Consider the following 26,006-nt stretch of genomic DNA (forward strand, 5'->3'; position numbering starts at 1 on the left):
CAGTCAGCACGCAGCTCACAATGAGTTGCCCCCGTTGCGTTTAAATGCGCTGAGGCAGTGATCCACGAAGCTCCGCACTTTCGGATCCATGTAGCGGCTCGATGCGAAAACAGCATGTACAGGAGCCGGAACCTCTGCCCATCCTACCAGCACGTTCGACAGGGTACCATCTGCCACATGCGGCGCAGCCATGAAACGAGGCAGTTGCGCTATCCCAAGGCCTGCGAGTGTCAGGTTCTTCGCGGCGATCGTGCTATTGACGGCGCAACGCGGGGAAGGCGCGACTTTCTCTGTATTCGTACCCTTCACGAGGGTCCAACTGGAACGGCCACGTATCGTCTTCATGATCAGGTCATGATGCTTCAGATCACTGACTGAAGAAGGCGCCGGACTCCGATTCAGGTAATTCGGGGCCGCATATAACCCATAATCCACCTCGCCGAGCCGGCGCGCCGATAACCCGGAATCCTCGAGTGTGCCGACGCGAATCGCGACATCGAATCCTTCGTGGATAATGTCGACCAGTCGATTCGTGTACTCCGCCTCCACCGTCACCTTCGGTGCCAGTCCGAGAAACGCCGCGATCCATTTATCAACGACCATGGTCCCGAATTCAGAGCCCGCCGTAATCTTGAGCAGCCCTTTTGGTTCCTTGGACTGCTGTGCCACAGCAGCCTCAGCCGCCTCCGCGGCAGTCAGGATGCTGACGGCGCGCTCAAAATAATCCCGTCCAACCTCGGTCACGTTGAGGCGACGTGTCGAGCGGGTGAGGAGCTGCGCACCGAGCTTTTCTTCCATGCGCCGTATAATGCGGCTGACACGTGCCTTGTCGGTGCCAAGCCGCTCCGCCGCCGTTGTGAAGGAGCCATCAGTCACAACTGCCGCGAAGACTTTCATTTCCGGCAAGTCAATTGATGTGTTCATGAACAACAGTATGTGGCTTATGCCCCCATTTATCAATCCCGGAGCGGGTCCTACCTTCTGACCCGTGCAACATGCCACGCCAGTGAATGCAGCATAGATGCTGATTCCACGCGGTTATGGGCGTCACGGTACTCGGGGCAAACCCCATCTTGCCCGTGAAAAGCTCACTTGCATTGCAGTGCGCGATGGACGCGTGCCGCATGGACCAGCCTGGGGGAACGCCGCCGCTCTCCCATTCAAGGAGTTCTAAATTGACGCAAACAATTGGAATCATCGGCTCTGGCCTCGTGGGCAAGGCCGTCGCGCACCTCGCCATAGCCGCGGGCTACCACGTCGTGATCAGCAACTCGCGCGGTCCGGAGACACTTTCAGACCTGGTTAAGGGTCTGGGACCGCGCGCACGCGCTGGGACAGTCGATGAAGCGATCGCGGCCGGGGATATTGTCTCGATCGCACTCCCACTGGCGGTGTTCGGGACGTTGCCGGCCGGCAAGTTCGTCGGAAAGGTGGTCATCGATCAGACAAACTACTATCCAGGCCTTGGTGATTTTCGCCGGTCAGACCTCGACAATGGTGAACTGACGTCAAGCGAACTCATGCAGAGGCACCTCACGGGTGCCAAGCTGGTCAAGGGTATCCATAACCTTGGCTGGATTCACATGCAGTATAACGCCCGGCCAAAGGGTCATTTCGAGCGAACCACGCTGCCGATTGCCGGTGACGACGCGGCTGCAAAGCAGATCGTGGCCCGTTTCATTGAGACAGTTGGCTACGACGTGATTGACACCGGCTCGCTCGCCGATAGTTGGCGCATCGAGCCAAATACGCCAATCTACTTCTGGCCCTATGTCCCCAGCATCCCGGAAAGCCTGACGGAGACAGAGAAAAAGAAAATCTATCAGAACGCAGGCAAGCCGGTTTCCCCTGAGGCCGCACGGAAGCTGGTTGCCGAGACAAGGCGTCCATCGCCAATCGGTGGCACCCTGGAGGGGATGCCGCCGGTCCATATCGCCCTGTTTCTCGAACTCGCCAGCGCTAATACTGTTCAAAAGTAATCGCTACCACCGGGTGCTTTCATTGCAAGCACCCGGTGACTGCCTTCGGCTGCGGTCGACACAGTCGACCACCGTATTACGCCGCCACACCGACTGCATCTCCAGTCAATCCTTTGATGTCTGTGTCACCAACAGTCTGTGGTTCCCGATGCTGCTTATCGACGCAGCAGACGGCCCTAGATTGAGTCTGCTCACAGCGAGCCTGTGCGCAGACGACCCGCCTGAAATTTCGCGACAGCAGTCAGCGAAATCATCCGACCCAGATTGCATATTCTCAAAGGATCATGAAATGACACTGTTTCTTGCCGGAAAGACAGCCCTTGTGACTGGTGGGTCGCGGGGTATCGGCCGCTCGATTGCTGAGCGTCTTGCGAACGAAGGCGCAACAGTCGCCCTGACCTACAACGCGAGCAGCACGGGCGCTGATGAAGCGGTCACAGCTATCCGAAATGCTAATGGCAGCGCCTTCGCACTTCGTGCCGATCTGAGCGATGCAGAGGCCATTCCTGCATTGTTCGAGACGCTTGACGGCGAGCTCACAAGCCGGACCGGCAGCAGGGCGCTAGACATCCTCGTCAACAATGCCGGAAATTCCGGCTGGGGCGGCCTCTCAGACGCGACGCCGAATGTCTGGGACACGATGTTCGCGGTACATGCCCGTGCGCCGTTCTTCGTCATTCAGTCTGCGCTAGCTCGTCTTTCCAACGGCGGAAGCATCATCAATATCTCGTCTGGTGTCGGGACCCGGCCGATGCACGTGGCCCCGATCTATTCCATGGCCAAGGCGGCAATCAACAACCTGACCCATGCCCTCGCTATGGAGCTGGGGCCGCGCGGTATCACTGTGAATGCCGTGGCGCCAGGTTGGATAAAAACCGACATGAACGCGACTGTCCGCGAGAATGCCGACATGGTGAAAGCAATCGAAGCAGACACTGCCCTCGGTCGCTTTGGAGAAACCTCGGACATTGCCGCAGTGGTGGCGTTCCTGGCCTCAGAGGGAGGTCGCTGGATCACGGCTCAGGTTATTGAAGCCAGCGGCGGGTATAGGCTTTAACTGATCTGAACTGCAGACGACATAGACGTAATTGCGGGACTGGGGGATGGAGTCACTGGCCCCCTACTCAATGACATTTATTGGCACCTGCATGCTGGAGATGCTGAATTGAGCGGTGACAGACAGGCGCGGAATTCCAGCCACTGGCGTAGAAGGCCGTGGAACGCCCTGTTTAACCGGATAACGCTTCAATATGGAGAATTGCGGCTGCCTTACTGATTCATAACAACAGGGAAAATTCCCTGTTGCTGTTCGTTTTGACAATGGATCAGTAATAAGCCGCTGAAATTATTTCTCTTCTCTTCTTGACGCATCATCCGATCAGCCATATCTCCTCGCTCAGAACGGTAGCCATGCTGCTGTTCTGAGTGGACTCCGACAGAGCAGATTTCCCATCCGGGGCAGCACGACGGAGTCACATACATTGCTTTGCTTCGATCAGAAGCCAGAGCGATGCGATGTGGCTTATTCGGCGACACCCGTATGCCTGAATCTGCTCACTCCATCCCTTCCATCGGATTGGAGCTATGTCATGTCTACGCAGAAAAACTCTCAACACCTCGAATCGATCCGCTTCGACGCCAATACCCTGACTGTCCAACTGTGCGCTCCCAGTGAGCTCAAGCCCTACGAGCGCAATGCCCGTAAGCACAGCCGTCGGCAGATCCAGCAGCTGGCTGCCAGTATCCGGCAATTCGGCTTCGTCAACCCGGTCCTAGTCGACGCAGAGTCTCGCATTATCGCAGGCCACGGCCGCGTAGAAGCAGCCAAGCAGCTCGGTCTGACCGCGATTCCGACGATCCGCATCGAACATATGACGGACGCCCAGAGGCGCGCCTACATCATCGCCGACAACCGGCTGGCAGAACTCGCTGGATGGGACCAGGACCTGCTGAAACTGGAGTTCGGCGACCTGCTTGAGCTTGATCTCGATTTCGAGATTGAAGTCACCGGCTTTGCCTCGGCTGAAATCGATCACCTGATCGAAGGACCTACCAGCCGTAAGATCGACAAGGCCGATGAGCAGCCCGAGCTGCCGGCAGATTATAAGCCCGTCACTCTGCCAGGCGACCTCTGGCAATTGGGTTCGCACCGACTGCTGTGCGGGAGCGCCTTGGAACCAGAAAGCTACCAACAGCTTCTGGGTGAGGATAAGGCACAGATGGTCTTTAGCGACCCACCCTACAACGTCAAGGTTGATGGCCATGTCTGCGGCGCGGGATCGGTCAAGCACCGTGAATTTGCGATGGCGTCAGGCGAGATGTCGAAGACCAAATTCACCGAGTTTCTGACCAAGGCGCTGACTGCCATGGCGCAAGCCAGCCAGCCGGGCTCGGTTCACTTCATCTGTATGGACTGGCGCCACATCGGCGAACTACTCCAAGCTGGCGAGGCGGCCTATACCGAACTGAAGAACCTGATCATCTGGAGCAAGGACAATGCCGGCATGGGCACATTCTATCGCTCGCAGCATGAGCTGATCTTTGTCTTCAAACACGGTACGGCCGCCCACATCAACAACTTTGGTCTGGGCGAAACCGGCCGCTATCGCAGCAATGTCTGGAGCTATCCCGGCGTTAATACCTTGAAGGCTGGGCGCATGGAGGAGCTTTCCATGCACCCTACCGTCAAGCCCGTCGCTCTGATCGCCGACGCCATCCGCGACTGCTCCAAGCGCAACGGCGTCATCCTGGACGCCTTCGGCGGTAGCGGAACGACCTTGATCGCAGCTCACAAAACCGGGCGTCAGGCCCGGTTGATCGAGCTCGACCCGATTTATGTCGACGTTGCTATTCGGCGCTGGAGCAAGCTCACCGGCGGCGAGGCTATCCACGCCGAGACCGGCGAGGGTTTTGCCGCCCTCTCAGCCGTACGCCGCTAGCCCACTCTGGAGATCCCGCCATGTCTAAGATTCAGCCCCAAACCCTCACACAGCCCAATAACGACTATGGTGTCACCGCCGACGGCATTCGCTATCGGATCCGGACGCGCCCACCTGCTGGGTTGGCTTCAGTGAGCCAATCTCAGGGGCAGGTAACGCCGCCTCCGAGCAACCACGATGCCCCTGTGGGGCCTGCCATCCAGAACAACCAGCATTCTGCTGCCCCGTCCGGCGACTATAACGTCGGCTACGCAAAACCGCCGGCACACACACGGTTTCAGAAGGGCCGCTCCGGCAACCCCAAGGGCCGCCCACGCGGGTCGATCAATGTCCGGACCGCTATGGTCAAGGCGCTTCAGGGGACGGTTACCGTTGTCGAGAACGGCCGGCCGATCAAGATGTCTCGCCCGGAAGCCTTGGCGCACCGGGCGTTCGCCCAAGCGATCAAAGGCAATGCAAGATTCTTCGATATCCTGCTGCAGACCGGGGAGCAATGGGAGGAGAAAGCCGAGGCCTCTCGTCAGCGGCAGGCCGAAGCCGCGAAAGTCGATCCACGCGATCAGGAGCTGATTGATCTGTTCCTGGCGCAGATGGGTATGAAGCCCGATAAAGCCGATGAGGACGACGATGGTAGCGCAAACTGACGTCGCCAAAGCTATCGCCCGGCAGCATTTCTTCTTCTTTGTCATCCGGGCGTTCAAAGAGCTGTATCCCGATCAGGAATTACTGCCGTCGGAATACCTCCAGGCAATGACCTATCCCTTACAGCAGGTGGCGGAGAGCGATCTCCGTCGCCTGATCATCAATATTGCACCACGGCACCTGAAGTCGTTCTGTGCTTCCGTGGCCCTGCCGGCTTGGCTGCTAGGCCGCGATCAGACGACCAAGATGATCGTGGTCAGCTATTCCGCGGTGCTGGCCAAAGACCTGACCCGGCTATACCGGCGACTGCTGGCGGCACCCTATTACCAGTCCCTGTTCCCCAATGTAGCGATCGCCCAGAGCAATGATCTGGAGACCCATCTGGCGAAAGGAGGCTTTCGGGTCGCGGTTTCCCTGGATGGCTCGCTGACCGGCCGCGGCGGTGACCTGATCATTATCGACGATCCACAGAATGCCGGCGATATGGGGACCCCAGTGGGTCGTGACCGCTTCAAGGTTGTTTATGACGACGCCCTCTATAGCCGCCTCGACAACAAGCGGACCGGCCGCATTGTCCTGGTTACCCAGCGCCTGCATGAAGATGATGCGACGGCTCACCTCCTGACCAAGGCGGACAACTGGCGGCATCTGAAACTCCCCGCACTCGCTCAGCAGTCAGAAGAGATTGTGATCGGCCCTGGGCGGAATTGGCACCGTACCATCGGCCAGCCGCTCGTTCCGCACCGGGAAACGCCCGAGATGCTGGAGCGGATCCGCCATGATGTCGGCCCGGCTAATTTCGCTGCCCAGTACCTGCAGGAGCCGGTTCCTGCCGCCGGCACACTGTTTCGCCTGGAGCGGATCCAGCGCTACAGCACACTGCCCGATCGGGAGAATTTCGAGCATATCGTGCAGAGCTGGGACACCGCATACACGCCTGAGGCCTTGTCAGACTATTCCGTCTGTACCAGTTGGGGGTTTTACCAGAACCAGTGGTATCTGTTGGATGTCCATCGGGCCAAACTCGAATTCCCCGAGCTGAAAGCTCAGGTGATCGCGCAGCGGCTGCGCTTCCGTGCAAGCCGCGTCATCATCGAACGTACCGGCGCCGGATTGTCGCTACTGCAGCAGTTGAACCAGGAAAGCCGGTTCCGCGGCCCCTGCCCCTGGACGGCCTATCAGCCCAGGCTTGACAAGGTCAGCCGCGCCAACGGCGTACTGGGGAAAATCGAGGAAGGCCGCATCCTGCTGCCGGAACAGGCACCATGGCTGCAGGACTTCCTGAAGGAACTTCGGGCCTTCCCCAATGGTCGCCACGACGACCAGGTCGACAGCATGGTGCAGTTTATCGATGCCATGACGCGAGTGCGCGGCTATCTCGATGGCCGGCGCCCCTACGACATGCACGACCGGCCGAACTATATGTGATGGCTGCTGACGTCCAGCTAGTTGCTACTTCCGCCGTGATGTCTGAGGGCGCGGCGCCTCGAGAAAGGCTTCTAGCTGGCGAATCGCGAGTTCGAGATCGGTATCCGACAGGTCAGCGCCGATGAGAGCAAGTTGCTGCTCTAACTTCATCCGCTTGGCCGACTTGCCAGTGTCGTATTGCTCGTCGGGGAAAAAGTCCCGTAGCGGGATTTTCAAGACCTTGGCGAGGCGCGTCAGCGTGACCAGCGTCGGCAACGACTTGCCGCGCTCGATGTTGGATACCGCCTCGACCGTGCGCTGAATTTGCTCAGCCACCTGTTCTTGGGTCAGTTGCGCCCGCCGGCGGGCCAAGGAAACCTGGCTACCGATATACTGCTTCAATTGAGGTCCCATGACCCGAATTCTCAATTCGGGAAAAGGACTTGACCATTAAGTGTAATTCGTTTTTCCTCATCCAGCCGAATTAGACTTCGGGTAAATGAGGGGAAAATGATCAAAAAATTCAGATACATACTGGCCGCCATTGTCATGGTTCTGGCCGTTGGCCTGAGCCTCGCCGCACAGCCGGCCCTGGCGCAGGCCAAAGCCAAAAAGGCTGAGGAAACCGCCTTCTCGCGGCGGGACTACCGCCTGGGCATCACGCTCACCGAATTCAAAGCCATTCCGCACCCAGACCAGCAGGCCTGGCCCAATGCATACCCGGTTTGCTCCGATGAAGAGCGAGCAAAGGACAGCCGTTTCGATCGCGCAAACCCGCCGAGCCGGTTTGTGCGGGCCGACGTGATCGGCTGCCACTTCTTCTATGACAGTAAATCCTTCGGGCCTTCGGAAGCTGGGCTGAAGATCAACGATCTGTCCGCTCTGACCACCTTCCTGTTCATCAAGGCTGACGGCGAGGCCGAGCCGAAGCTGTTCTGGATCGTCACTGAGGGGCCTGCTGGGCAATACGACGAGATCATGGATGCCTTTACGGCCGCCTATGGCAAGCCAGCGAGCAAGGGCAATAACACGGTGCAGAACCGGATGGGCGCGGCATTCCAGAATACGACCACACGCTGGGAGAATGGGATCAGCTATATCGAGGCACTGCGTTATGGCGACAACATCCAGCGCTTCCAGATCAACTACGGCTTCAAGCCACTGATGAAGGTCTTCAACCAGCGCCTTGCTGGTGGTGGCTCTGGCGACGCCAAGAAGCTTTAGCTACGCCCTCTTCTCCCGGCCCAGTGAGCCCGGCCGCGATGGTCGGGCTCATGGGGTGGGGGCGTCAGCCTCCTATATTAAGAGGAGGCACTATGTCCAAACTACGCAAACCAACGACCAGATCCAAATCTGCTGCTAGCGATACACTCGCTACCCTCTACTGCCTGCGCAGCATGACTTCCTTTATCCAGGCTTGGATCGAGGAAGCCATCGCCCGGATTCACTCGGGCGATGAGGCTGGCGCTAAGAATGCCATTTCGGGCCTCGACGTCATATTGGCCGAAATGCTGCAGGCGTATCGCGAAATCACCCCAGCAAATGAGGAAACGACCTGATGTGATTGAGTCGGCTAGAGTTTAATAACTAATCGCTGCATAAACTTAGGAAGATATCTAGTTTTGTGACCACGTGGCGCGCCTGCTAGGCGCCATTTGCATTCATGCGCTGGCAGACGCCCATATAAAATTGCCCCATCAAAGCGCCCATACTTTGATAGCGGCCTTTGCCATGTCCTTCTGTCTCTGCTCAATCTCGGCACTCGTCCAGCCCTTCCATTCGGTTTGATTGGAAAGAGCTTGTGCTGATGGCAAAGCAGTATCTTTGTAACATTTGATCGTACTGATCTTTCCTTTGGCATTCTTGAAAGTTCCAGTCTGCTTGACTCCAAATTCGTGGCTCTCAACGGATCTATTTACGTCACTATCAAGAATGACCAGATTGCCAAGTCGGTTTACAAGGCTGCGGTGAAGATCGGGATTGGTCCTGGCCCATGACCACTCATGAGTGCGTCCCTTCGCATTGGAAAGCCGCTGCGGCAAGATACGGTTGCGGTCTCGGAGACGATTTGCGGTTTCTGGCGGCTCTAGGCATAAAGGGTGATGGTTGGGACCCAAATCATCGACCACATACACTTCTACGCAAGACGCCGGTAGTCAATCTTGGTTATGTGATAAACGTAATCGAGAACCCCACAGAGCGGCAAGAAGTTCTGCTCAAGGCTTGGGCACTTACAAAGGAAGTGCTTATTATCAGTGCGCGATTAGCAATTGAGGCGAAGTTTCTTGGTGAGACGCAACTCTTTGCAGACGGTTACCTAACCGGTAGAGGGACATTTCAGAAGCTCTACGAGCAGCAGGAATTACGCACCTGGATTGATAATACACTGGGGATTTCCTGCTTCCCTGCTGCACCGGGTGTCTTTTATGCATTCCGGGATGAACAAGTACTGAACGCGTTTGCAGCCTCTCGGTATCAACGCCGTCTCTCGGCGCCAAGGATAGATAGGTCTGAACAATTCTACCGTGAACACGCTGATGCATTGCAGCCGCTTATTGAGTTTGTTAGCGAGCGCGGTCGCCTGCCTGCAGAAGACGAGCTTACAAATGCAGATATGGTTCGCAATATCTTCGGCTCAATTCGCCGGGCTTTTGGAGTGGTTAGAAGAGTTACCGCCTCACAAAAGTGGTCCGATATTACGGAAAAGCGCAAAGAAGATTTACTTATCTATCTCGCGCTCACACGGTTTGGAGGCCGGCCAGCTTTTAGCAAACTGTCTCGAGCGATCCAGGGCGATGTAAAGGGTCTTTTCGGAACCTATCGCGGTGGCTGCAGCGAGGCAGACGGCCTTCTATATTCTCTAGGAAGACCTGGTACGACACAGACAGAAATGCAGCGGTCAGAAATCGGAAAGCTAACGCCCTCGGCACTATACGTTCATGTTAGTGCGCTGCCAGCTCTCTCACCCATTTTACGGCTATTTGAAGGCTGTGCCCGAGCCTACCTCGGTGAGGTGGAAGGTGCGAACATCATTAAGCTGCACCGCGACGAGCCAATCGTATCCTACCTCTCTTACCCGGATTTCGAAGCGAATCCACATCCAGCCTTGGCGCTATCCCTTACAGTGCATCTACAAACCTTCCGCATTCGCGTGCGCGATTATCGCGCTCAGGAAAATGCCCCTATCCTGCACCGCAAGGAACTATTCGTGGCACCGCAGCATCCACTGCATGCCAAGTTCGCACGTCTGACCCGAATTGAGGAATCAAAAGGCCTGTATAGTGAAACAAACAAAATTGGTTTACGTGAGGACTGGAACCGACTTCTCCGTGAGAAAGGTCTTGCGTTAAAGGGACATCGACTGATGTCAGCAGCCAAGACCAAGTCCTAGACAATGGATAGTCCCTTCTTATTTCTCCCGCTTAAACGTTAGAACCTTCATCGATCCGAAGCGTAAGCTAAATGTGCGCACAGGTCAGAGGGACCTTTCACCTGCGCATGTATTTGGCGTTAAAGATTTGCCTAATTTAATGCATCAGCTTCTCAAGGTTGTGAGAAAATGGCTGAGTTTCTGGCAGAAAACCTGATTATTGCCTCGCCCAAACCTCTCTTATCCGTGCCTTTGGAGCACATTCCGCTGGCTATGTCGGCCACGGTAAGCATGTATGGGCCTCAAAGGAGGGCCGTACATGTTGGACTCGGCTCGGGGTCAGAAAGGCCGCATAGCGGCTGAAATCAAGAAACTCGAAGAGCTATCGACGGCGCAGTTAAAGCAGCGCTGGCATCGGAAATGGCCCGTTCAGCTTCCCAAGCAGGTCAGCCGCGAGCTTCTAGTTCTAAGTTTGGCCGGGGAACTCCAGGCTACAGAATTCGGCGGCTTGCCGCGGGAGCTTCAGCGACAAATCGACACGCTCGCCGGCGATCTGAAGCGGTCTGGCAAGATAGATAACAACACTCCCATCCGCATCAAGCCGGGCACGCGGCTGGTACGGGAATGGCAAGGCGAGCGCCATGAGGTCACGGTGCTTGAGAAGCGCTTCACATACAAAAACAAGCAGTTCGACAGCCTCTCTGAGATAGCCCGAGAGATCACCGGCACCCGCTGGTCCGGCCCGGTCTTCTTCGGGCTGAAGAAAGTTTCTCGCCCGCGCGTGTCCGTCGATGCCTAACCTGCGCTGCGCGATCTACACCCGTAAGTCCTCCGAAGAAGGACTAGAGCAGGATTTCAACTCGCTCGACGCCCAGCGTGAGGCCTGCGCCTCCTTCATACAAAGCCAGCGGCATGAAGGCTGGACACTGATCCCAGGCAGCTACGACGACGGCGGGTTATCGGGAGGGACGATGAACCGTCCTGCCCTGCAACGTCTTCTCGACGATATTGAGAAGGGCCTGGTCGATGTCGTGGTGGTATACAAGGTAGATCGACTGACACGCTCGCTCTCCGACTTCGCTAGGATTGTGGAGATTTTCGACAAGAAAGGGGTGTCCTTTGTATCGGTCACCCAGCAGTTTAATACCACCAGCTCCATGGGTCGTCTGACGCTGAACGTCCTGCTCTCCTTCGCGCAATTTGAGCGTGAAGTGACGGGCGAGCGCATCCGAGACAAAGTCGCTGCTTCACGCCGCAAAGGCATCTTCATGGGTGGCAACATTCCGCTGGGATACGACCTGGATAATCGGAAGCTGGTGGTCAATCAGGCCGACGCTAGGTTCGTGCGGTGGATCTTCGACCGCTATCTGGAGCTCGGCAATGCCTCGCTGCTCAAGGCTGAGCTCGACCGGGATGACATCAAGACGAAGGCGCGCGTTAGCAAAACTGGTCGGGATATGGGCGGCACGCCTTACACCCGGGGCGTGCTCTACTACATCCTCAAGAACCGCGCCTATATCGGTGAGGCTGTCCATAAGGGGAGATCCTATCCAGGCGAGCACATCGCCATTGTCGACCAGGATGTCTTCGACAAAGTCCAAGCCCTGATATCGACCAACCGTCGGGACCACATCACCAAGAGCCGGACCTTGGATCCCAGCCTCCTGGCTGGCCTGGTTTATGACCACTATGGCCGCCGTCTCTCCCCCAGCCATACAAACAAGAATGGCCTGCGATACCGCTATTATGTCTCCGGACCGGCAAAGAGCCATGGACAGAATCTGCGCGCGATCCGTGTGGCTGCAGGCGACCTGGAGCAGCTCATCATCGACCGCCTTGTGGGCATTCTGAACTCACCACAGCGATTGACGGAGATTCTGAGTGTCGATGGATTGACCGAGGGCCATACGCTTAAAGCTCGCGAGGCGCTGATCGGATCGCCTCAGGTGGCCGCAGAGGTGCTTAAGCGGATCGTCTATAAAGTCATCGTCGGCCAAGAGGAATTGACTCTCCAGATCGATAAGGCCGGCCTTGCCGGCACCTGCGGTCTGGGCGATGTCAGCCGGCCCCGGGGGGCGAAGGAGCAGGTCTACTCCATGACCTTCAAAGCCAGTTTCCGCCGGATCGGCAGCGAGACCAAGCTGATCGTCAATGATGGGCAAGCAGGCAATGAAAAACCTCGCCGCGATCCAGCACTCATTAAAGCGCTGGCGAGGGCACATGCCTGGGCCAAGCAGCTGCATGCTGGCAAGGTCAGGTCGCTGAATGAGATTGCTGTGGCCGATGGCCTCACCCGAGGCTATGTGTCGGCCATCATCAGGATGGCTTACCTGGCGCCGGACATCACCGAGGCCATCCTTGAAGGCCGCCAGCCGCAGACCCTGATGCTCAAGGACATGATGCGGACCATTCCGCCGAATTGGACCGACCAGCGCCGCATGTTCGGCTTCACCGCGGCCTGATCCTCACTCAAAGCTGGAGAATGATTCGGGCCGTGCAGCGCATGGCCCGCACTCGTACAGCGGCAGAAATTCAAAACGAGACTTCGTGGTAGGGGTCCGGAGAAAACCGGCCATTCAGCCAGCCAATGGCGGCCGAAATCCCGCCCCGAAGCGTCGATCTCCGGGGCCACATATGCGCAAAGCGCGCGGAATGTTTGATGATTTGCCGCCCCGCGGAGAACCCGTTCTCCAAGGGCTGACTAGGTGGCGGAGGGAGTGGGATTCGAACCCACGATACCCTTTTGAGGTATACACACTTTCCAGGCGTGCGCCTTCGACCACTCGGCCATCCCTCCGGCGCGGGGCGGCACTATACCCGCCGGACACGAATTTGCAATCGGCCCACGGGACGGCGTAAAGTCTTGGGCGGACGAGCGGATTCACCAGGGGGAGCGCCGTGTTGCTGGGACGGATTCTGGGCTGGCTGCTGCTGGCGCTGGCCATGCTGGCGCTGGGCGGCGACGGCCTGCGCTGGCTGGAAAGCGGCCGGCTGACGCTGATCACGCTCCGCGACTTCTGGCTGCATTTCCAGCCCGACGGCCCCGCCCTGTTGCAGAGCCTGCTGCCGCCCGTGCTGTGGGACCCGGCGGTGGTGACGATCCTGACCTGGCCGGCCGGCATCGCCCTGGGCGCGCTGGGCCTGATCCTGCTGATCCTGTTCCGCAGGCGGCCGCCAAAACGGCGCCAGCGCTTTGGCGCTCTTGCCTAGGGTCGCGCTGACTTTAAGGCTCAGTTGTCCGAGATCTTGAGCGCGGCGATGAAGGCTTCCTGCGGGATCTCCACATTGCCCACATTGCGCATGCGCTTCTTGCCCTCTTTCTGCTTCTCCAGCAGCTTGCGCTTGCGGCTGATGTCGCCGCCGTAGCATTTCGCCAGCACGTCCTTGCGCAGGGCCGAGATGTCCTCGCGCGCGATGATGCGCCCGCCGATGGCCGCCTGGATGGCGATCTTGAACATCTGGCGCGGGATCAGCTCCTTGAGCCGTTCGCAGAGCTGGCGGCCGCGCGCCTCGGCGCGGGCCGAGTGCACGATGGTGGCGAGCGCATCGACATTCTCGCCATTGACCAGGATGGTCATCTTCACCAGCTGGCCCGGCTCGTAGCCGTCCATCTGGTAGTCGAAGCTGGCATAGCCGCGGCTGACCGACTTGAGCCGGTCGTAGAAATCGAACACCACCTCGTTCAGCGGCAGGCGATAGACCACCATGGCGCGGTTGCCGACATAGGTGAGCTCGATCTGGCGGCCGCGCTTTTCCTCGCACAGTTTCAGGATGCTGCCCAGATGCTCGTCGGGCACCATGATGGACGCCTTGATCCAGGGCTCGTCGATATGGTCGATCAGCATCGGATCGGGCATGTCGGCCGGATTGTGCACTTCCTGCATCGAGCCGTCGGTCATATGCACGTGATAGATCACGCTGGGCGCGGTGGTGATCAGGTCGAGGTTGAACTCGCGCTCCAGCCGCTCCTGGATGATTTCCAGATGCAGCAGGCCGAGAAAGCCGCAGCGGAAGCCGAAACCGAGCGCGGCCGAGCTTTCCATCTCGAAATGGAAGCTGGCATCGTTGAGCCGCAGCTTGGCCAGGCTTTCGCGCAGTTCGGGGAAGGCGCTGGCATCGACCGGGAACAGGCCGCAGAACACCACGGGGATGGACGGCTTGAAGCCCGGCAGGGCCTCGGCGGCCGGCCGCTTCTCGTCGGTGATGGTGTCGCCGACGCTGGTATCTGCCACTTCCTTGATGGCAGCGGTGAAAAAGCCCATCTCGCCGGGGCCGAGTTCGTCCACCATCACCTTCTTGGGCGTGGTGACGCCGACGCGTTCCACCAGATGCACGGCGCCCGACGACATGAACTTGATCTTCATGCCCTTGCGGATCGTACCGTCGATCACACGGAACAGCACCACGACGCCCAGATAGGCGTCATACCAGCTATCCACCAGCAGCGCCTTGAGCGGCGCGTTGCGGTCGCCCTTGGGCGCCGGCAGGCGGTTGACCAGCGCCTCCAGCACCAGGTCGATGCCGATGCCGGTCTTGGCCGAGATCGGCACGGCGTCACTTGCATCCAGGCCGATCACATCCTCGATCTGTTGCTTCACGCGGTCGGGGTCGGCCGCCGGCAGGTCGATCTTGTTCAGCACCGGCACGATTTCGTGGTTGGCGTCGAGCGCCTGATACACGTTGGCCAGCGTCTGTGCCTCCACGCCCTGGCTGGCATCGACCACCAGCAGCGAGCCCTCGCAGGCGGCGAGCGAACGACTGACCTCGTAGGCGAAGTCGACATGGCCGGGCGTGTCCATGAGGTTGAGCACGTAGGTCTTGCCGTCCTTGGCCGTGTAGTTCAGGCGCACGGTCTGCGCCTTGATGGTGATGCCGCGCTCCTTCTCGATGTCCATGCTGTCGAGGACCTGCTCGCTCATCTCGCGCTTTTCCAGCGCGCCGCAGGCCTCGATCAGGCGGTCGGCCAGCGTGGACTTGCCATGGTCGATATGGGCGATGATCGAGAAGTTGCGGATCAGGGACAGGTCGGTGGCCACAGCGGACTCGTTTCCAGCGCGTGTTTCAGCGGAACAGGTTCAGGACATTGCCCTCGCGGGATTCCTGAGACGGAATTTTCATGATGCCGGAGGCGCGCAGGCAGGGCGCGCCATCGGCGGTGATCAGGCATTCGGCGAAGCCGAGATTGCGCGTCATGCGGATCAGCCGGCCCTTGCCCTCGACCCAGGCACCCAGCGGCGCCGGCCCGACATAGTCGCCGCCAAGCTGAACCGTGGGCAGGAACTTCTTGCCGCCGGCCGCCACCGATACGGTGAAGCCCAGCAGCATGTCGGCAAAGGTCATCAGCATGCCGCCATGGCAGATCTGCATCGGATTGCAGTGGCGCAGCTCGACGCGGAAGCCCATCACCGGCAGGCCGTCGGCCTCGTCCAGCCGGCCCCAGAGCGGGCCGTTGGTTTCCATGAAGCCGGCCAGCAGGTCGAGCTTTTTCATGCCGGCTGGCGCCGCGGCCGGCTGGTCGGTGATCTGGGGTGCGTTCATGGGCGGGGGTTGTAGCATCCGCCATGACGGGCAGCAACGCAGGCGGGAGCGCGCCGGGCACCGGCGAAGCCGGCGGTTTGGCGTGCATTGCGCGGCGCGCCGCGGCGCCGGCCGGCGCTGTGGCGCGGGATGGCCCGATTTGGCGGCGCGGGGCAGCGGTTTGGCGTCGTTTTGCGATGGTTTTGATAGGGTAACCCATTGATATGGCATGAATCGGATTTTACGGAGGGGCATGGCGGCGGCGGTGCTGCCCACTCTTGTGCATTTAGAACAAAAAGGGTACATTGCAACCCTGACTTCGGAGACGCCGCCATGCCCCCTGCCCTGCCTTCTCCCGTGGCGCCGGCCAGCCGGATCGCAGACGAGCTGGGCCGCGAATTTGCCATCTGCGAGCAAGAATGCCGGGCGCTGGCCGTCCATCTGGGCCGGCGGCCGCGTTTGAACCCGCAGGAGGCGGAAAGCTACAAGGCGCTGCTGCGCCGGCGGGCGCGGATCGCCGATGAATGGCGGATGGCGCGGAGCCTGGGCTGAGGCCCCACGCCCGCGATCAGTGCGACAGCAGGGCCGGAACCTGCAGGTCTTTCAGGATGCCGTTCGTGGCGCCGCCCAGGACGAAGTCGCGCATCCTGGAATGGCCGAAGCCGCCCATCACGATCAGGCCGGCGCCGATTTCCTTCGCCTTGTCCTGAAGAAGCTGCGCAACCGGGTTCACTCTGCCACCGCCAATGGTAACGGCCTGCGCATCGAGACCCCGGCGGGAAAAATAATCCATCAGGCGGGCATTCGGCTCGCCCTCCGGCAACAGCTTTTCCTCGGTCACCGTGGCGACCGTGACCTTGGCGGCGCGCTGCAGGAAAAGTCCGGCATCTGCGACCGCGCGGGCGGCGGCGCGGGTTCCGTCCCAGGCAATCATGACATGATCGAAACTGATCCGGCGCACCCTGTCGGAAATCAGCAGCGCCGGCCTGCCCGAACCGAAGATGATCGACTCCGCGGCGCCGGGCGCCGACTCGCTGGTGTTCAGATCCACGACCGTCAGGTCATGGTATCGCGCATGTTCGGCGGCAACATCGCCAAACTCCGGCGGGAAACACATGACCTCCGTGGTTCTGAGTTGCAGGCGATGACCCGCCAGCCCATGACCGATCGCCTCGACCAGCGTCTTTGCGCGCGCGCGGCAATCCGACTTCACATCGCGCACCATCGACGGCACGTCGAGCAGCATGTTGCCGAGCGCACTCGCCACGGGCGGAAAATCCGGCACGTGGACCAGCGCATGGATATCCGCCTCAAGATATTTCGCGATACCGGCCACGTTTCCGATCAACGCATCGGTGTTTCCGGCCTGATAGGTGATCACCGGCACCAGCAACTGAAAAGCCATCATCTGCTCCCTGTCTCGTTTTTCGCTCTCATCAAAGATGCGTGGTGTCGATAACACGCGGCGGGTCAGACGAGGTTGACGCAGGTCAAAAAGGTTCGCGTGTCACAACACGATTTCGTGTGCGCGACACTTGCTCCGCAATGAAAGACGCCATGACAACGGACCATAATACCGTTCAGAACATGCGTGTCGTCACAGCGTGGATCATAGTACCGCTGCAAACGGAATGTTCGTGAATACGGATGGCGCGGGCTTGAGGCTGATCGCGCAATTATACCGCCGTCATGGCCGGGCCCGTTCCAGCCATCCACGTTTAGGGGTGAGAAACCAACGAAGGCGTGGATGCCCGGGTCAAGCCCGGGCATGACGGTCAAAAGAAACTCATCCCTTCGCCACAACCTCGGCAATCGCCTTGCCCACGTCCTGCGTATTCGCCTGGCCGCCCATATCGGGCGTGCGCGGCCCGGCGGTGAGCACCTCTTCGATGGCCTTCATCACCGCATCGGATGCGTCCTTGTGGCCCAGATGCTCGAGCATCATGGCGCCGCACCAGATCTGGCCCACCGGATTGGCGATGCCCTTGCCGGCGATATCCGGCGCCGAGCCATGCACGGGCTCGAACAGCGAGGGGAAGTTGCGTTCGGGATTGAGATTGGCCGAGGGCGCGATGCCGATGGTGCCGGTGCAGGCCGGCCCGAGATCAGACAGGATGTCGCCGAACAGGTTCGAGCCCACCACCACGTCGAACCAGTCCGGATGCTGCACGAAATGGGCGGTGAGAATGTCGATGTGGAACTTGTCGACGCGCAGGCCGGGATAGGCTTTTGCCATCTCGGCCACGCGTTCGTCCCAGTAAGGCATGGTGATCGAAATGCCGTTCGACTTGGTGGCCGAGGTGAGGTGTTTTTTCGGCCGGCTCTGCGCCAGATCGAAGGCGAATTTCAGGATGCGATCCGTGCCGGTGCGGGTGAGGATGGTTTCCTGGATGACGAATTCGCGCTCGGTGCCGCCAAACATGCGGCCGCCGATGGAGGAATATTCACCCTCGGTATTCTCGCGCACCACATAGAAATCGATATCGCCCACCTTGCGGTTGGCCAGCGGCGAGGGAATGCCCGGCATCAGGCGCACCGGGCGCAGGTTGACATACTGGTCGAATTCGCGGCGCCACTGGATCAGCGAACCCCAGAGCGAGATGTGGTCGGGCACCTTCTCGGGCCAGCCCACCGCGCCGAAGAAGATGGCGTCATGCCCGCCGATCTTCTGCTTCCAGTCGTCCGGCATCATCTTGCCGTGCTTCAGGTAATAGTCGCAACTCCAGTCGAAATGGTCGAAGGCGAAGTCGATGCCGAAGCGGCGCGCGGCGGCATCCAGCACACGCAGGCCCTCGGGCACCACTTCCTTGCCGATGCCGTCGCCGGGGATGGTTGCGATCCTGTGTTTCCTGCTCATGCGTTCCTGCCGGCCGTTTCTCGTTGTGGATGAAGGCCGGACTATAAGGCAGTCCACAGGATACGGCCATATCCATGCATCATGTTACAGCCCTGCGCATTGCGTCGCCGGCGCCGCTGCCTATTCTGTGCGCGGGGGTTTTCATGATGCATTCCGTACTCGTCACAGGCGGCGCGGGCTTTGTCGGCAGCCATGCCTGCAAGGCGCTGCATGCGGCCGGCTTCGTGCCGGTGGCCTATGACGACCTGTCGGGCGGCCACGCGCATGCCGTGCGCTGGGGTCCGCTGGAGCGCGGCGACATCCGCGACGCGGCGCGCCTGCGCGAGGCGCTGGGCCGCCACCGCCCCGTCGCCGCCCTGCATTTCGCCGCGCGCATCGAGGTCGGCGAGTCGGTGCGCGATCCGGCCGGCTTCCACGACGTGAACGTGGCAGGCACGCGCTGCCTGCTGGAGGCCCTGCACCAGGCCGGCATCACATCCTGCGTGCTGTCGAGCACGGCGGCGGTCTACGGCACGCCGCGGACGACGCCGATTGCGGAAGACCATCCGCTGCAGCCGATTAATCCCTATGGCGAGACCAAGCTGGCCGCCGAGAATCTGATGGCCGATTTCGCCGCGCGCCTTGGCCTGCGCTTTGCCGCCCTGCGCTATTTCAACGCGGCCGGCGCCGATCCCGATGGCGAGCTGGGCGAAGAGCATGAGCCGGAAACGCATCTGATTCCGCTGGTGCTGCAGACCGCGCTGGGCCGGCGGGCGCAGATCGCCGTGTATGGACGCGACTACGATACGCCGGACGGCACCTGCATCCGCGATTATGTGCATGTCAGCGACCTGGCCGAGGCGCATGTGCTGGCGTTGCAGCATCTGCTGGCCGGCGGCCCGTCCCTGCGGCTCAATCTCGGCACCGGCCGGGGCTGGTCGGTGCGCCAGGTGATCGAGACGGCACGCCGGGTGACCGGTCGCGCGATTCCGGTCGTGGAAAGCGGCCGGCGCGCGGGCGATCCGGCCATGCTGGTGGCCGATGCAAGCCAGGCCATGCAGGTGCTGGGCTGGCAGCCGCAGCGGGCGGCGCTGGAAATCCAGATCGGGGATGCCTGGCGCTGGATGACGCGGGCCGCGATGCCGGCCTAGGCGCCACGCTCCCACACCGCGCTGTCGGTGACGATGTAGTCGACGCGGCCATCCTGCAGGATCTGCAGCGCCTCGGCCGGCGCATCGGCAGGCGGCGCGAAGCCGGCCTGCAGCGGCAGGCCAAGCAAAGCCGGCAGGGCGCTGAGGCCGGCATAGGCCGACAGCAGGTCGGCCAGCAGGGGATGGCTTTGCGGATCGACCGCCACCGGCACCACCAGCCCATCGGGCAGCAGGGCCGCGTGCAGGTTCTGTTGCCAGCGCGGCGCCGGCAATGCGGCGATGCCGCCCTGCGCCTGGGCGAGATCGAGGCCCGGACAGAGCAGGCCGAGTCCGACGCGGGCGACATAAACCGCCGGCGGCAGCCAGCCCGGCCGCTCCAGCCGCTGGTTGGCCAGCGCCGCGGCGCCGGGATTGTCGCCGGCAAACAGCACGACCCTGGCCGCGCCGCCCTCGGCACCGCAGGCGCGGCCGGCATAGCAGGCGACCAGCTTGCCGGCATTCAGCAGGGCGGCGGCGGCGCTGGCCGGATCGTGGCTCACCAGGCGACAGCCGGCATTGCCCAGCACCGGGTCGATATCCACGGTGTAGTCGCGGCCCCAGGCCGCCTGCGCCAGCGGCGCGCGCCGGTGCAGCCAGGCCGCCGGGCCGTCGCGCTGCAGCAGCATGTCGAGCACGCCGCCGAGCGGCAGCGCGGCACCTGAGGCGAGCGGATACAGCGACAGCCCGGCCGGCTGCGTGGCCTGACCGATCATGTGCACCAGGCGTGGATCGGCGAACAGGCTGCCGCCGAGCGCCAGATGGCGCAGGTCGTGCCGCTGCATCAGGCCGGCGATGGCCTGCGAGAACAGGCTGAGCAGCGCGAAATGCAGAGACGCGGCCACCAGGGCCGGCGGCTGATCCTGCGCCAGGCGGCGCAGCCAGCGCTGCGCGCCGCCCTCGGCGGCGAAATCGGCCTGGATGCGGCCGGCCCCGTCCACGCGCAGATGCGCCAGGAAGGCCTGGCCCAGCATCGGCTCGCCATGGGCGGCCAGCGCAAACAGCGCGGCGGCATCGGGCAGGCCGAGCACATCGACGCACAGGGCCAGCAGGCGGCCGGGCGTGAATGCGTCGGCCGGCAGTTCCGTCTCGTCGTCGAACAGCGCAGCCAGGCGGCCGTATTTCAGCACCTGCGCGCTGCAGCCCGCCTCGTCGGCCACAAAAATCAGGCCGCTGTCCCATTCGGCCTCGGCCAGCGCCAGCAAGGCCTGGGCGGCGTGATCGCGATAGACATGCACGGGGATGTTGCGGTTGAGGCCGAGGTCGTCGAGCAGCACAGGCAGGTTGAGCAGGGCGGACGTTGCCTGGCCGTGGCGGCGCAGTTCGTCGCCCAGGCTGATCGGCGCATCGCGGCCGAAAAGCTGGCGCAGGCCGCGGCCAAGCCGGCGGGGCAGCGAGAGATGGCCGAAATAGCGGCCGGGAAACACGCCGGCCGAGAGGCAGAGCGCGCCGATCTCGTCGGAGCGTATGCCGGCAATGTCGAGACACTCGGCGATGGCCTCGACGGGCAGGCGGCCGCCGTCGCGCGGCATGCCGGTGAGGCGGGCCAGCGGCACGGCGGCCAGCAGGGCGTAATCGTCGAAGACCGCCGCCCCGGCGTCAGTCCAGCCGGAATGAACGCCGAGGGTCAGCATGCCGCGCCCGGCGCCTAGGCCCGCAGAGTCGCGCCGCAGGCCTTCTCGGCGGCAGCGACGATCTTCTTCGCCACCGCCTCGATCTCGGCATCGGTGAGCGTCTGCTGGGTCGGCTCCAGCCGCACGGTGACGGCCAGCGACTTCTTGCCTTCGGGAATCCCGGCGCCGGCGAAGACGTCAAACACGGAGGCGCGCGCGATCAGCGCCTTCTCGGAGCCGCGCACCGCCTTCAGCAGCGTATCGGCCGCCACGTCGCGGTCGACGATGAAGGCGAAATCGCGCTCCACCGCCTGCAGCTCCGACAGCTTCAGTGCCGGCTTGGCCTTGGTCTTGGCGCGGCTGGCCGGGATGCGGTCGAGATAGATCTCGAAGCCGACCAGCGGCCCCTTGATGTCCATCGCCTGCAGCGTGCGCGGATGCAGCTCGCCGAAGGCGGCCAGCACCGTCTTGGGGCCAAGGCGCAGCGTGCCCGAACGGCCGGGATGGTAATAGGCCGGCGCGCCGTCCATCGCCATCAGCGACTCCACCGCCACGCCGGCCGCCGCGAGCGCCGCATAGGCATCGGCCTTGGCGTCATAGGCATCGACGTTGCGCGGCTTGTCGCGCCAGTGGCGCGGGCCGGTCTGGCCGCGGCGGATGCCGCCGGCGACCAGAGCCTGGCCATCCTGCGCCGCCGAGGCATATTGCGGCCCCAGCTCGAACAGCGCGACATCCATCATGCCGCGATCCATGTTGCGCTTCGCCGCCGCGATCAGGCCGGGCAGCGTGGAGGGCCGCATCGCATCCATGTCGGCCGAGATCGGATTGACCAGCAGCAGTTCCGGCTGGCCGCCGCCGAACACCTCGGCCTCGGCGCGCTTGATGAAGGAGTAGGTGACGGCCTCGATCAGCCCGCGCGCCGCCAGGGCGCGGCGGACGATGCGGGCGCGGCGCTGGCCGGCATTCACCGCCGGCTGCGGCACCGCGCGCGCCACCGGCAGCGGCACGGCGGGAATCGCCTCGAAGCCGTGCAGGCGCGCGATCTCCTCGACCAGGTCGGCCTCGCCGTCGATATCCGGCCGCCAGGACGGCGGCGCGACGGACAGAGTGTCGCCCGCCGGCGTGACTGTGAAGCCGAGCGCCGTGAGGATGCGCGTCTGCTCGGCCACCGGCAGGTCGAAGCCGACCAGCCCCTGCAGCCGCGACGGACGCAGGGTGAAGCTGCGGCGCCAGTCGGGCTCGGCGCCATCCACCACCACCTCTGACGGCGCGCCGCCGCACAGGTCGAGGATCATCTGCGTGGCCAGCTCGATGCCCGGCCGCACCATGGCGGGATCGACGCCGCGCTCGAAACGGTGCCGCGCATCGGAATGAATGCCCAGCTTGCGGCCGGTGCTGGCGATGCGCACCGGATCGAACCAGGCGCATTCCAGGAAAACATCCGTGGTGGCTTCCGAGCAGCCGGAATGCTCGCCGCCCATGATGCCACCAATGCCTTCCGGTCCGTTGTCGTCTGCGATCACGCACATGGTTTCGTCCAGCACGTATTCGCGACCGTCCAGCGCGAGCAGCTTCTCGCCGGCCTTGGCCATGCGCGGCTGGATGTCGCCCTTCACCTTGGCGGCGTCGAAGACGTGCAGCGGACGGCCGAGATCGTAGGTGAAGAAATTGGTGATATCGACCAGGGCCGAGATCGGACGGAGCCCGATGGCCTTCAGGCGCTGCTGCAGCCAGCGCGGCGACGGGCCGTTCTTCACGCCGCGGATCAGCCTGCCGGCGAAGATGGCGCAGGCGCGGTCGTTTTCCGGGGCGAACTGGCGGCGCACGCCGATCGGGCTTTTGAACTGGCCCGGCACCGGCTTGATCTCAAGCGGCTTGAGCGTACCCAGCCCGGCGGCGGCCAGGTCGCGCGCGATGCCGCGCACGCCGAGGCAGTCGCCGCGGTTGGGCGTCAGCTTGATCTCGATCATCGGATCGTCCAGGCCCATCACGCTGGCAAACGGCGCGCCCACCGGCGCATCGGCCGGCAGGTCGATGATGCCGGTATGCTCGTCGGTGAGGCCCATCTCGCGTTCGGAGCAGAGCATGCCGTTGGAAGCGACGCCGCGGATGCTGGCCGCCTTGAGTAGCAACTGCGTGCCCGGCACGGTAGAGCCGACCGGCGCGAAAACGCCCTTCATGCCGGCGCGCGCATTCGGCGCGCCGCAGACGACCTGCAGGGTTTCCTTGCCGGTGAAGACCTCGCAGACCCGCAGCTTGTCGGCATTGGGATGCGGCTCGGCCTTCTTCACTTCCGCCACCACGAAGGGCGCGAAGACGGCGGCCGGATCGGTGATGCCTTCGACCTCAAGGCCGATGCCGGTGAGCTTGGCGGCGATCTCGTCCAGCGAGGCATTCGTGTCGAGATGGCTTTTCAGCCAGGACAGCGTGAATTTCATCGTGCCACCCCCTGGCCCAGCGTAGGCACGTCCAGCGGCACAAAACCGTAATGCTTGAGCCAGCGCAGGTCGGCGTCGAAGAAGGCGCGCAGGTCGGGGATGCCGTATTTCAGCATGGCGATGCGGTCGATGCCCATGCCCCAGGCAAAGCCCTGCCACTCGGCCGGATCGAGGCCGCAATGCTGCAGCACGCGCGGGTGCACCATGCCCGAGCCGAGGATTTCCAGCCAGTCGTCGCCCTCGCCCACGCGCAGCACGCCACCCTCGCGCGAGCAGTTGATGTCGACTTCCGCCGAGGGTTCGGTGAAGGGGAAATAGCTGGGGCGGAAACGCATCTTCACATTGTCGGTTTCGAAGAAGGCCTTACAGAATTCGACCAGCACGCCCTTGAGGTGGCCCATATGGATATTGCGGTCGATCACCAGGCCCTCGATCTGATGGAACATGGGCGTGTGCGTCATGTCGTAGTCGGAGCGGTAGGTGCGGCCCGGCACGACGATGCGGTAGGGCGGCGGGCCCGACCGCATGGTGCGGATCTGCACCGGCGAGGTATGCGTGCGCAGAACCATCTGCTCGCCGTCTTCGCGTTTCGGCAGATAGAAGGTGTCCTGCATCTGTCGGGCGGGATGCTCGGCCGGGATGTTCAGCGCGGTGAAATTGTGGAAGTCGTCTTCGATATCCGGGCCTTCGGCGATCGAGAAGCCCATGGCGGCGAAGATCTCGGTGATCTCGTCGATCACCTGGCTGACCGGATGGATGCGGCCCTGGCCTTCGTGGCTGTCGTTGAGCGGCAGGGTCATGTCGAGCTTCTCGGCCGCCAGCCGCGCGTTGATCGCGGCATCGGCCAGCACGCCCTTGCGCGCCTCGATGGCGCCGCCGAGGCGATCCTTCACCTCGTTGAGCATCTGGGCGCGCGTCTTGCGCTCGTCGGGCGACAGGCCGCCCAGGTCCTTCAGCGCGGCACTGAGCCAGCCCTTCTTGCCGAGCACGGCAAGACGGGCCTCTTCCAGGGCTTCCAGCGTCGGAGCCGCAGCCACGGCCTTTTCGGCTTCGGCTGCCAGCGTGGCGATCTCGGTCATGCTTCCTCTTTCAACGCACGGGTCGGCGACAGCGTGGACAAAAACAAAGGGGGCCGCAATGACGGCCCCCTTCGCAAACGGTCGCTTGAATTGAGTTGGGCGAACGCGGGCCGATCAGGCCGCCTTGGCGGGCAGGGCGGCTTTCGCCTGCGCCACCAGGGCGTTGAACGCCTCGGGCTCGTGCACGGCGAGATCGGCGAGGACCTTGCGGTCAATCTCGATGCCGGCGAGCGCGAGGCCGTTGATAAATCGGCCGTAGGTCAGACCCTGCTCGCGGGCGGCAGCGTTGATGCGCTGGATCCACAGCGAGCGGAAGTTGCGCTTCTTGGCGCGACGGTCGCGGAACGCATACTGCAGTCCCTTCTCGACCTTCTCGATCGCGACGCGGAAGACGGTGGAATTGCGGCCACGATAGCCCTTGGCGAGCTTCAGGACCTTCTTGTGGCGGGCATGGGCGGTAACGCCCCGCTTGACACGTGCCATGTCAGTATCTCCTCAGGCTCAGTCGTTCGGCAGATAGTTCTTGATGATCTTGCGCGCATCGCCCTCGAACACCACGGCGGTGCCGCGGTGATTCCGGATCTGCTTGTTGGTGCGCTTGATCATGCCGTGACGCTTGCCGGCCTGGGCACGCTTCACCTTGCCGCTCGCCGTAAGCTTGAAGCGCTTCTTGGCGGAACTCTTGGTCTTCATCTTGGGCATTTCATAACCTCCGAAGGTATGGAGTGATCTTCTGGGCGGACACGGCAGCCCTTTTGAGCCGGAACGCCCGATACGAGGGCGCGGTTGTAGCGGCCGGACCGGCACTTGGCAAGCGGCTTGACCCGCCGGATCGGCCGGGATTCGCCCGGTTTTGCCGCCCCCCGCCCCCCGCCCGCCCGGCCGGGGGGCTCGGGTTGCCCTCCGGACACGGCGCAAGCGGCCGGAAATAGTTAACAATGCGCCCGAGTCGACCCCGTTTTGGTCTCTTTGCTACCCGGCGGACGGGCTGGAACGGCG

General features: G+C 62.1%; 25 protein-coding genes and 1 tRNA gene. 13 read left to right on the forward strand and 13 right to left on the reverse strand.

Annotated elements, in window-relative coordinates; translation table 11 throughout:
* Positions 1-15 precede the first annotated feature (15 nt).
* Positions 16-924: a LysR family transcriptional regulator gene (locus ACK4FK_RS03390; protein WP_409741104.1), complete on the reverse strand. Its 909-nt coding sequence runs from the start codon at positions 922-924 to the stop codon at positions 16-18.
* 251 nt (positions 925-1,175) lie between these two features.
* Here ACK4FK_RS03390 and ACK4FK_RS03395 point away from each other — a divergent pair, with 251 nt between their 5' ends.
* The 5 genes from ACK4FK_RS03395 to terL all read left to right on the forward strand — a co-directional run bounded on the left by ACK4FK_RS03395 (position 1,176) and on the right by terL (position 6,988).
* Entirely contained in the window at positions 1,176-1,979 is an 804-nt protein-coding gene (locus tag ACK4FK_RS03395) for an NADPH-dependent F420 reductase (RefSeq protein WP_409741107.1), read from the forward strand.
* 289 nt (positions 1,980-2,268) lie between these two features.
* Positions 2,269-3,036, forward strand: a complete 768-nt coding sequence (locus ACK4FK_RS03400; protein WP_409741109.1) for an SDR family NAD(P)-dependent oxidoreductase — start codon at positions 2,269-2,271, stop codon at positions 3,034-3,036.
* Positions 3,037-3,568: 532 nt separating this feature from the next.
* Positions 3,569-4,918, forward strand: a complete 1,350-nt coding sequence (locus ACK4FK_RS03405; RefSeq protein ID WP_409741112.1) for a site-specific DNA-methyltransferase — start codon at positions 3,569-3,571, stop codon at positions 4,916-4,918.
* Between the two features lie 20 nt (positions 4,919-4,938).
* Positions 4,939-5,562: a DUF5681 domain-containing protein gene (locus ACK4FK_RS03410; protein WP_409741115.1), complete on the forward strand. Its 624-nt coding sequence runs from the start codon at positions 4,939-4,941 to the stop codon at positions 5,560-5,562.
* A complete protein-coding gene (terL, locus tag ACK4FK_RS03415; protein ID WP_409741117.1) occupies positions 5,546-6,988 on the forward strand; it encodes a phage terminase large subunit in 1,443 nt (480 codons plus the stop codon). The genes ACK4FK_RS03410 and terL overlap by 17 nt, the downstream gene beginning before the upstream one ends.
* A gap of 24 nt (positions 6,989-7,012) precedes the next feature.
* Here terL and ACK4FK_RS03420 read toward each other — a convergent pair whose 3' ends face one another.
* A complete protein-coding gene (locus ACK4FK_RS03420; protein ID WP_409741120.1) occupies positions 7,013-7,369 on the reverse strand; it encodes a helix-turn-helix transcriptional regulator in 357 nt (118 codons plus the stop codon).
* Between the two features lie 108 nt (positions 7,370-7,477).
* Between ACK4FK_RS03420 and ACK4FK_RS03425 the strand changes: the two genes are divergently transcribed.
* A complete protein-coding gene (locus tag ACK4FK_RS03425; protein WP_409741123.1) occupies positions 7,478-8,191 on the forward strand; it encodes a hypothetical protein in 714 nt (237 codons plus the stop codon).
* Between the two features lie 92 nt (positions 8,192-8,283).
* Positions 8,284-8,526: a hypothetical protein gene (locus ACK4FK_RS03430; protein ID WP_409741126.1), complete on the forward strand. Its 243-nt coding sequence runs from the start codon at positions 8,284-8,286 to the stop codon at positions 8,524-8,526.
* A gap of 138 nt (positions 8,527-8,664) precedes the next feature.
* Here ACK4FK_RS03430 and ACK4FK_RS03435 read toward each other — a convergent pair whose 3' ends face one another.
* The gene (locus tag ACK4FK_RS03435) at positions 8,665-9,009 is read right to left on the reverse strand and encodes an HNH endonuclease family protein (protein WP_409741129.1); all 345 of its coding nucleotides are present in this window, start codon (positions 9,007-9,009) and stop codon (positions 8,665-8,667) included.
* Here ACK4FK_RS03435 and ACK4FK_RS03440 point away from each other — a divergent pair.
* From ACK4FK_RS03440 to ACK4FK_RS03450, 3 genes are all read left to right on the forward strand, one after another.
* A complete protein-coding gene (locus ACK4FK_RS03440; RefSeq protein WP_409741132.1) occupies positions 8,961-10,358 on the forward strand; it encodes a DNA phosphorothioation-associated putative methyltransferase in 1,398 nt (465 codons plus the stop codon). The two genes, ACK4FK_RS03435 and ACK4FK_RS03440, sit on opposite strands and share 49 nt — an antisense overlap.
* Positions 10,359-10,656: 298 nt before the next feature.
* Entirely contained in the window at positions 10,657-11,136 is a 480-nt protein-coding gene (locus ACK4FK_RS03445; protein WP_409741135.1) for a DUF2924 domain-containing protein, read from the forward strand.
* Positions 11,129-12,799 (forward strand): recombinase family protein, encoded by a 1,671-nt coding sequence (locus ACK4FK_RS03450; protein WP_409741138.1) that lies wholly within the window; start codon positions 11,129-11,131, stop codon positions 12,797-12,799. Before ACK4FK_RS03445 ends, ACK4FK_RS03450 begins: the two co-directional genes overlap by 8 nt.
* 244 nt (positions 12,800-13,043) lie before the next feature.
* Here ACK4FK_RS03450 and ACK4FK_RS03455 read toward each other — a convergent pair.
* Positions 13,044-13,134: transfer RNA gene (locus tag ACK4FK_RS03455), tRNA-Ser, on the reverse strand.
* A 101-nt stretch (positions 13,135-13,235) separates the two neighbouring features.
* On the opposite strand from ACK4FK_RS03455, the gene ACK4FK_RS03460 reads away from it, so the two are divergent.
* Positions 13,236-13,547 carry a hypothetical protein gene (locus ACK4FK_RS03460; RefSeq protein ID WP_409741141.1) on the forward strand — a complete coding sequence of 104 codons (312 nt, stop codon included), beginning with the start codon at positions 13,236-13,238 and terminating at the stop codon, positions 13,545-13,547.
* A gap of 20 nt (positions 13,548-13,567) precedes the next feature.
* On the opposite strand, the gene lepA is transcribed toward ACK4FK_RS03460, so the two are convergent.
* Together lepA and ACK4FK_RS03470 are read right to left on the reverse strand one after the other, a co-directional pair.
* Positions 13,568-15,373: a translation elongation factor 4 gene (lepA, locus tag ACK4FK_RS03465; RefSeq protein WP_409741144.1), complete on the reverse strand. Its 1,806-nt coding sequence runs from the start codon at positions 15,371-15,373 to the stop codon at positions 13,568-13,570.
* A 25-nt stretch (positions 15,374-15,398) separates the two neighbouring features.
* The gene (locus tag ACK4FK_RS03470; RefSeq protein WP_409741147.1) at positions 15,399-15,875 is read right to left on the reverse strand and encodes a PaaI family thioesterase; all 477 of its coding nucleotides are present in this window, start codon (positions 15,873-15,875) and stop codon (positions 15,399-15,401) included.
* Between the two features lie 312 nt (positions 15,876-16,187).
* On the opposite strand from ACK4FK_RS03470, the gene ACK4FK_RS03475 reads away from it, so the two are divergent.
* Complete coding sequence (locus tag ACK4FK_RS03475) at positions 16,188-16,406, forward strand: hypothetical protein (protein WP_409741150.1); 219 nt, start codon at positions 16,188-16,190, stop codon at positions 16,404-16,406.
* Positions 16,407-16,422: 16 nt separating this feature from the next.
* Here the strand turns inward: ACK4FK_RS03475 and ACK4FK_RS03480 are convergent, their stop codons facing one another.
* Together ACK4FK_RS03480 and ACK4FK_RS03485 are read right to left on the reverse strand one after the other, a co-directional pair.
* Positions 16,423-17,259 carry a universal stress protein gene (locus tag ACK4FK_RS03480; RefSeq protein ID WP_409741153.1) on the reverse strand — a complete coding sequence of 279 codons (837 nt, stop codon included), beginning with the start codon at positions 17,257-17,259 and terminating at the stop codon, positions 16,423-16,425.
* Positions 17,260-17,640: 381 nt separating this feature from the next.
* A complete protein-coding gene (locus tag ACK4FK_RS03485) occupies positions 17,641-18,711 on the reverse strand; it encodes a tartrate dehydrogenase (protein ID WP_409741156.1) in 1,071 nt (356 codons plus the stop codon).
* Between the two features lie 143 nt (positions 18,712-18,854).
* Here ACK4FK_RS03485 and galE point away from each other — a divergent pair, with 143 nt between their 5' ends.
* Complete coding sequence (gene galE, locus ACK4FK_RS03490; RefSeq protein ID WP_409741159.1) at positions 18,855-19,841, forward strand: UDP-glucose 4-epimerase GalE; 987 nt, start codon at positions 18,855-18,857, stop codon at positions 19,839-19,841.
* Here the strand turns inward: galE and ACK4FK_RS03495 are convergent.
* The 5 genes from ACK4FK_RS03495 to rpmI form a co-directional block, all read right to left on the reverse strand.
* Positions 19,838-21,511 (reverse strand): hypothetical protein, encoded by a 1,674-nt coding sequence (locus ACK4FK_RS03495; RefSeq protein ID WP_409741162.1) that lies wholly within the window; start codon positions 21,509-21,511, stop codon positions 19,838-19,840. The two genes, galE and ACK4FK_RS03495, sit on opposite strands and share 4 nt — an antisense overlap.
* 14 nt (positions 21,512-21,525) lie before the next feature.
* The gene (gene pheT / locus ACK4FK_RS03500) at positions 21,526-23,928 is read right to left on the reverse strand and encodes a phenylalanine--tRNA ligase subunit beta (protein ID WP_409741165.1); all 2,403 of its coding nucleotides are present in this window, start codon (positions 23,926-23,928) and stop codon (positions 21,526-21,528) included.
* Positions 23,925-25,007 carry a phenylalanine--tRNA ligase subunit alpha gene (gene pheS / locus ACK4FK_RS03505; RefSeq protein ID WP_409741168.1) on the reverse strand — a complete coding sequence of 361 codons (1,083 nt, stop codon included), beginning with the start codon at positions 25,005-25,007 and terminating at the stop codon, positions 23,925-23,927. Before pheS ends, pheT begins: the two co-directional genes overlap by 4 nt.
* Before the next feature lie 114 nt (positions 25,008-25,121).
* Positions 25,122-25,490, reverse strand: a complete 369-nt coding sequence (gene rplT, locus ACK4FK_RS03510) for a 50S ribosomal protein L20 (RefSeq protein ID WP_409741171.1) — start codon at positions 25,488-25,490, stop codon at positions 25,122-25,124.
* Between the two features lie 18 nt (positions 25,491-25,508).
* Positions 25,509-25,709, reverse strand: a complete 201-nt coding sequence (rpmI, locus tag ACK4FK_RS03515) for a 50S ribosomal protein L35 (RefSeq protein ID WP_409741172.1) — start codon at positions 25,707-25,709, stop codon at positions 25,509-25,511.
* Positions 25,710-26,006 lie beyond the last annotated feature (297 nt).

This window comes from Ferrovibrio sp., from assembly GCF_046297895.1.
In the GTDB taxonomy this organism is placed as follows: domain Bacteria; phylum Pseudomonadota; class Alphaproteobacteria; order Ferrovibrionales; family Ferrovibrionaceae; genus Ferrovibrio.

Bases quoted from the DNA above. Each gene is read 5' to 3' on its own strand.
- ACK4FK_RS03390 (WP_409741104.1), bottom strand. From the start codon at position 924: ATGAACACATCAATTGACTTGCCGGAAATGAAAGTCTTCGCGGCAGTT.
- ACK4FK_RS03400 (WP_409741109.1), top strand. From the start codon at position 2,269: ATGACACTGTTTCTTGCCGGAAAGACAGCCCTTGTGACTGGTGGGTCG.
- ACK4FK_RS03405 (WP_409741112.1), top strand. From the start codon at position 3,569: ATGTCTACGCAGAAAAACTCTCAACACCTCGAATCGATCCGCTTCGAC.
- ACK4FK_RS03410 (WP_409741115.1), top strand. From the start codon at position 4,939: ATGTCTAAGATTCAGCCCCAAACCCTCACACAGCCCAATAACGACTAT.
- terL (WP_409741117.1), top strand. From the start codon at position 5,546: ATGGTAGCGCAAACTGACGTCGCCAAAGCTATCGCCCGGCAGCATTTC.
- ACK4FK_RS03425 (WP_409741123.1), top strand. From the start codon at position 7,478: ATGATCAAAAAATTCAGATACATACTGGCCGCCATTGTCATGGTTCTG.
- ACK4FK_RS03430 (WP_409741126.1), top strand. From the start codon at position 8,284: ATGTCCAAACTACGCAAACCAACGACCAGATCCAAATCTGCTGCTAGC.
- ACK4FK_RS03440 (WP_409741132.1), top strand. From the start codon at position 8,961: ATGACCACTCATGAGTGCGTCCCTTCGCATTGGAAAGCCGCTGCGGCA.
- ACK4FK_RS03445 (WP_409741135.1), top strand. From the start codon at position 10,657: ATGTTGGACTCGGCTCGGGGTCAGAAAGGCCGCATAGCGGCTGAAATC.
- ACK4FK_RS03450 (WP_409741138.1), top strand. From the start codon at position 11,129: ATGCCTAACCTGCGCTGCGCGATCTACACCCGTAAGTCCTCCGAAGAA.
- ACK4FK_RS03470 (WP_409741147.1), bottom strand. From the start codon at position 15,875: ATGAACGCACCCCAGATCACCGACCAGCCGGCCGCGGCGCCAGCCGGC.
- ACK4FK_RS03475 (WP_409741150.1), top strand. From the start codon at position 16,188: ATGCCCCCTGCCCTGCCTTCTCCCGTGGCGCCGGCCAGCCGGATCGCA.
- ACK4FK_RS03480 (WP_409741153.1), bottom strand. From the start codon at position 17,259: ATGGCTTTTCAGTTGCTGGTGCCGGTGATCACCTATCAGGCCGGAAAC.
- ACK4FK_RS03485 (WP_409741156.1), bottom strand. From the start codon at position 18,711: ATGAGCAGGAAACACAGGATCGCAACCATCCCCGGCGACGGCATCGGC.
- galE (WP_409741159.1), top strand. From the start codon at position 18,855: ATGATGCATTCCGTACTCGTCACAGGCGGCGCGGGCTTTGTCGGCAGC.
- ACK4FK_RS03495 (WP_409741162.1), bottom strand. From the start codon at position 21,511: ATGCTGACCCTCGGCGTTCATTCCGGCTGGACTGACGCCGGGGCGGCG.
- pheT (WP_409741165.1), bottom strand. From the start codon at position 23,928: ATGAAATTCACGCTGTCCTGGCTGAAAAGCCATCTCGACACGAATGCC.
- pheS (WP_409741168.1), bottom strand. From the start codon at position 25,007: ATGACCGAGATCGCCACGCTGGCAGCCGAAGCCGAAAAGGCCGTGGCT.
- rplT (WP_409741171.1), bottom strand. From the start codon at position 25,490: ATGGCACGTGTCAAGCGGGGCGTTACCGCCCATGCCCGCCACAAGAAG.
- rpmI (WP_409741172.1), bottom strand. From the start codon at position 25,709: ATGCCCAAGATGAAGACCAAGAGTTCCGCCAAGAAGCGCTTCAAGCTT.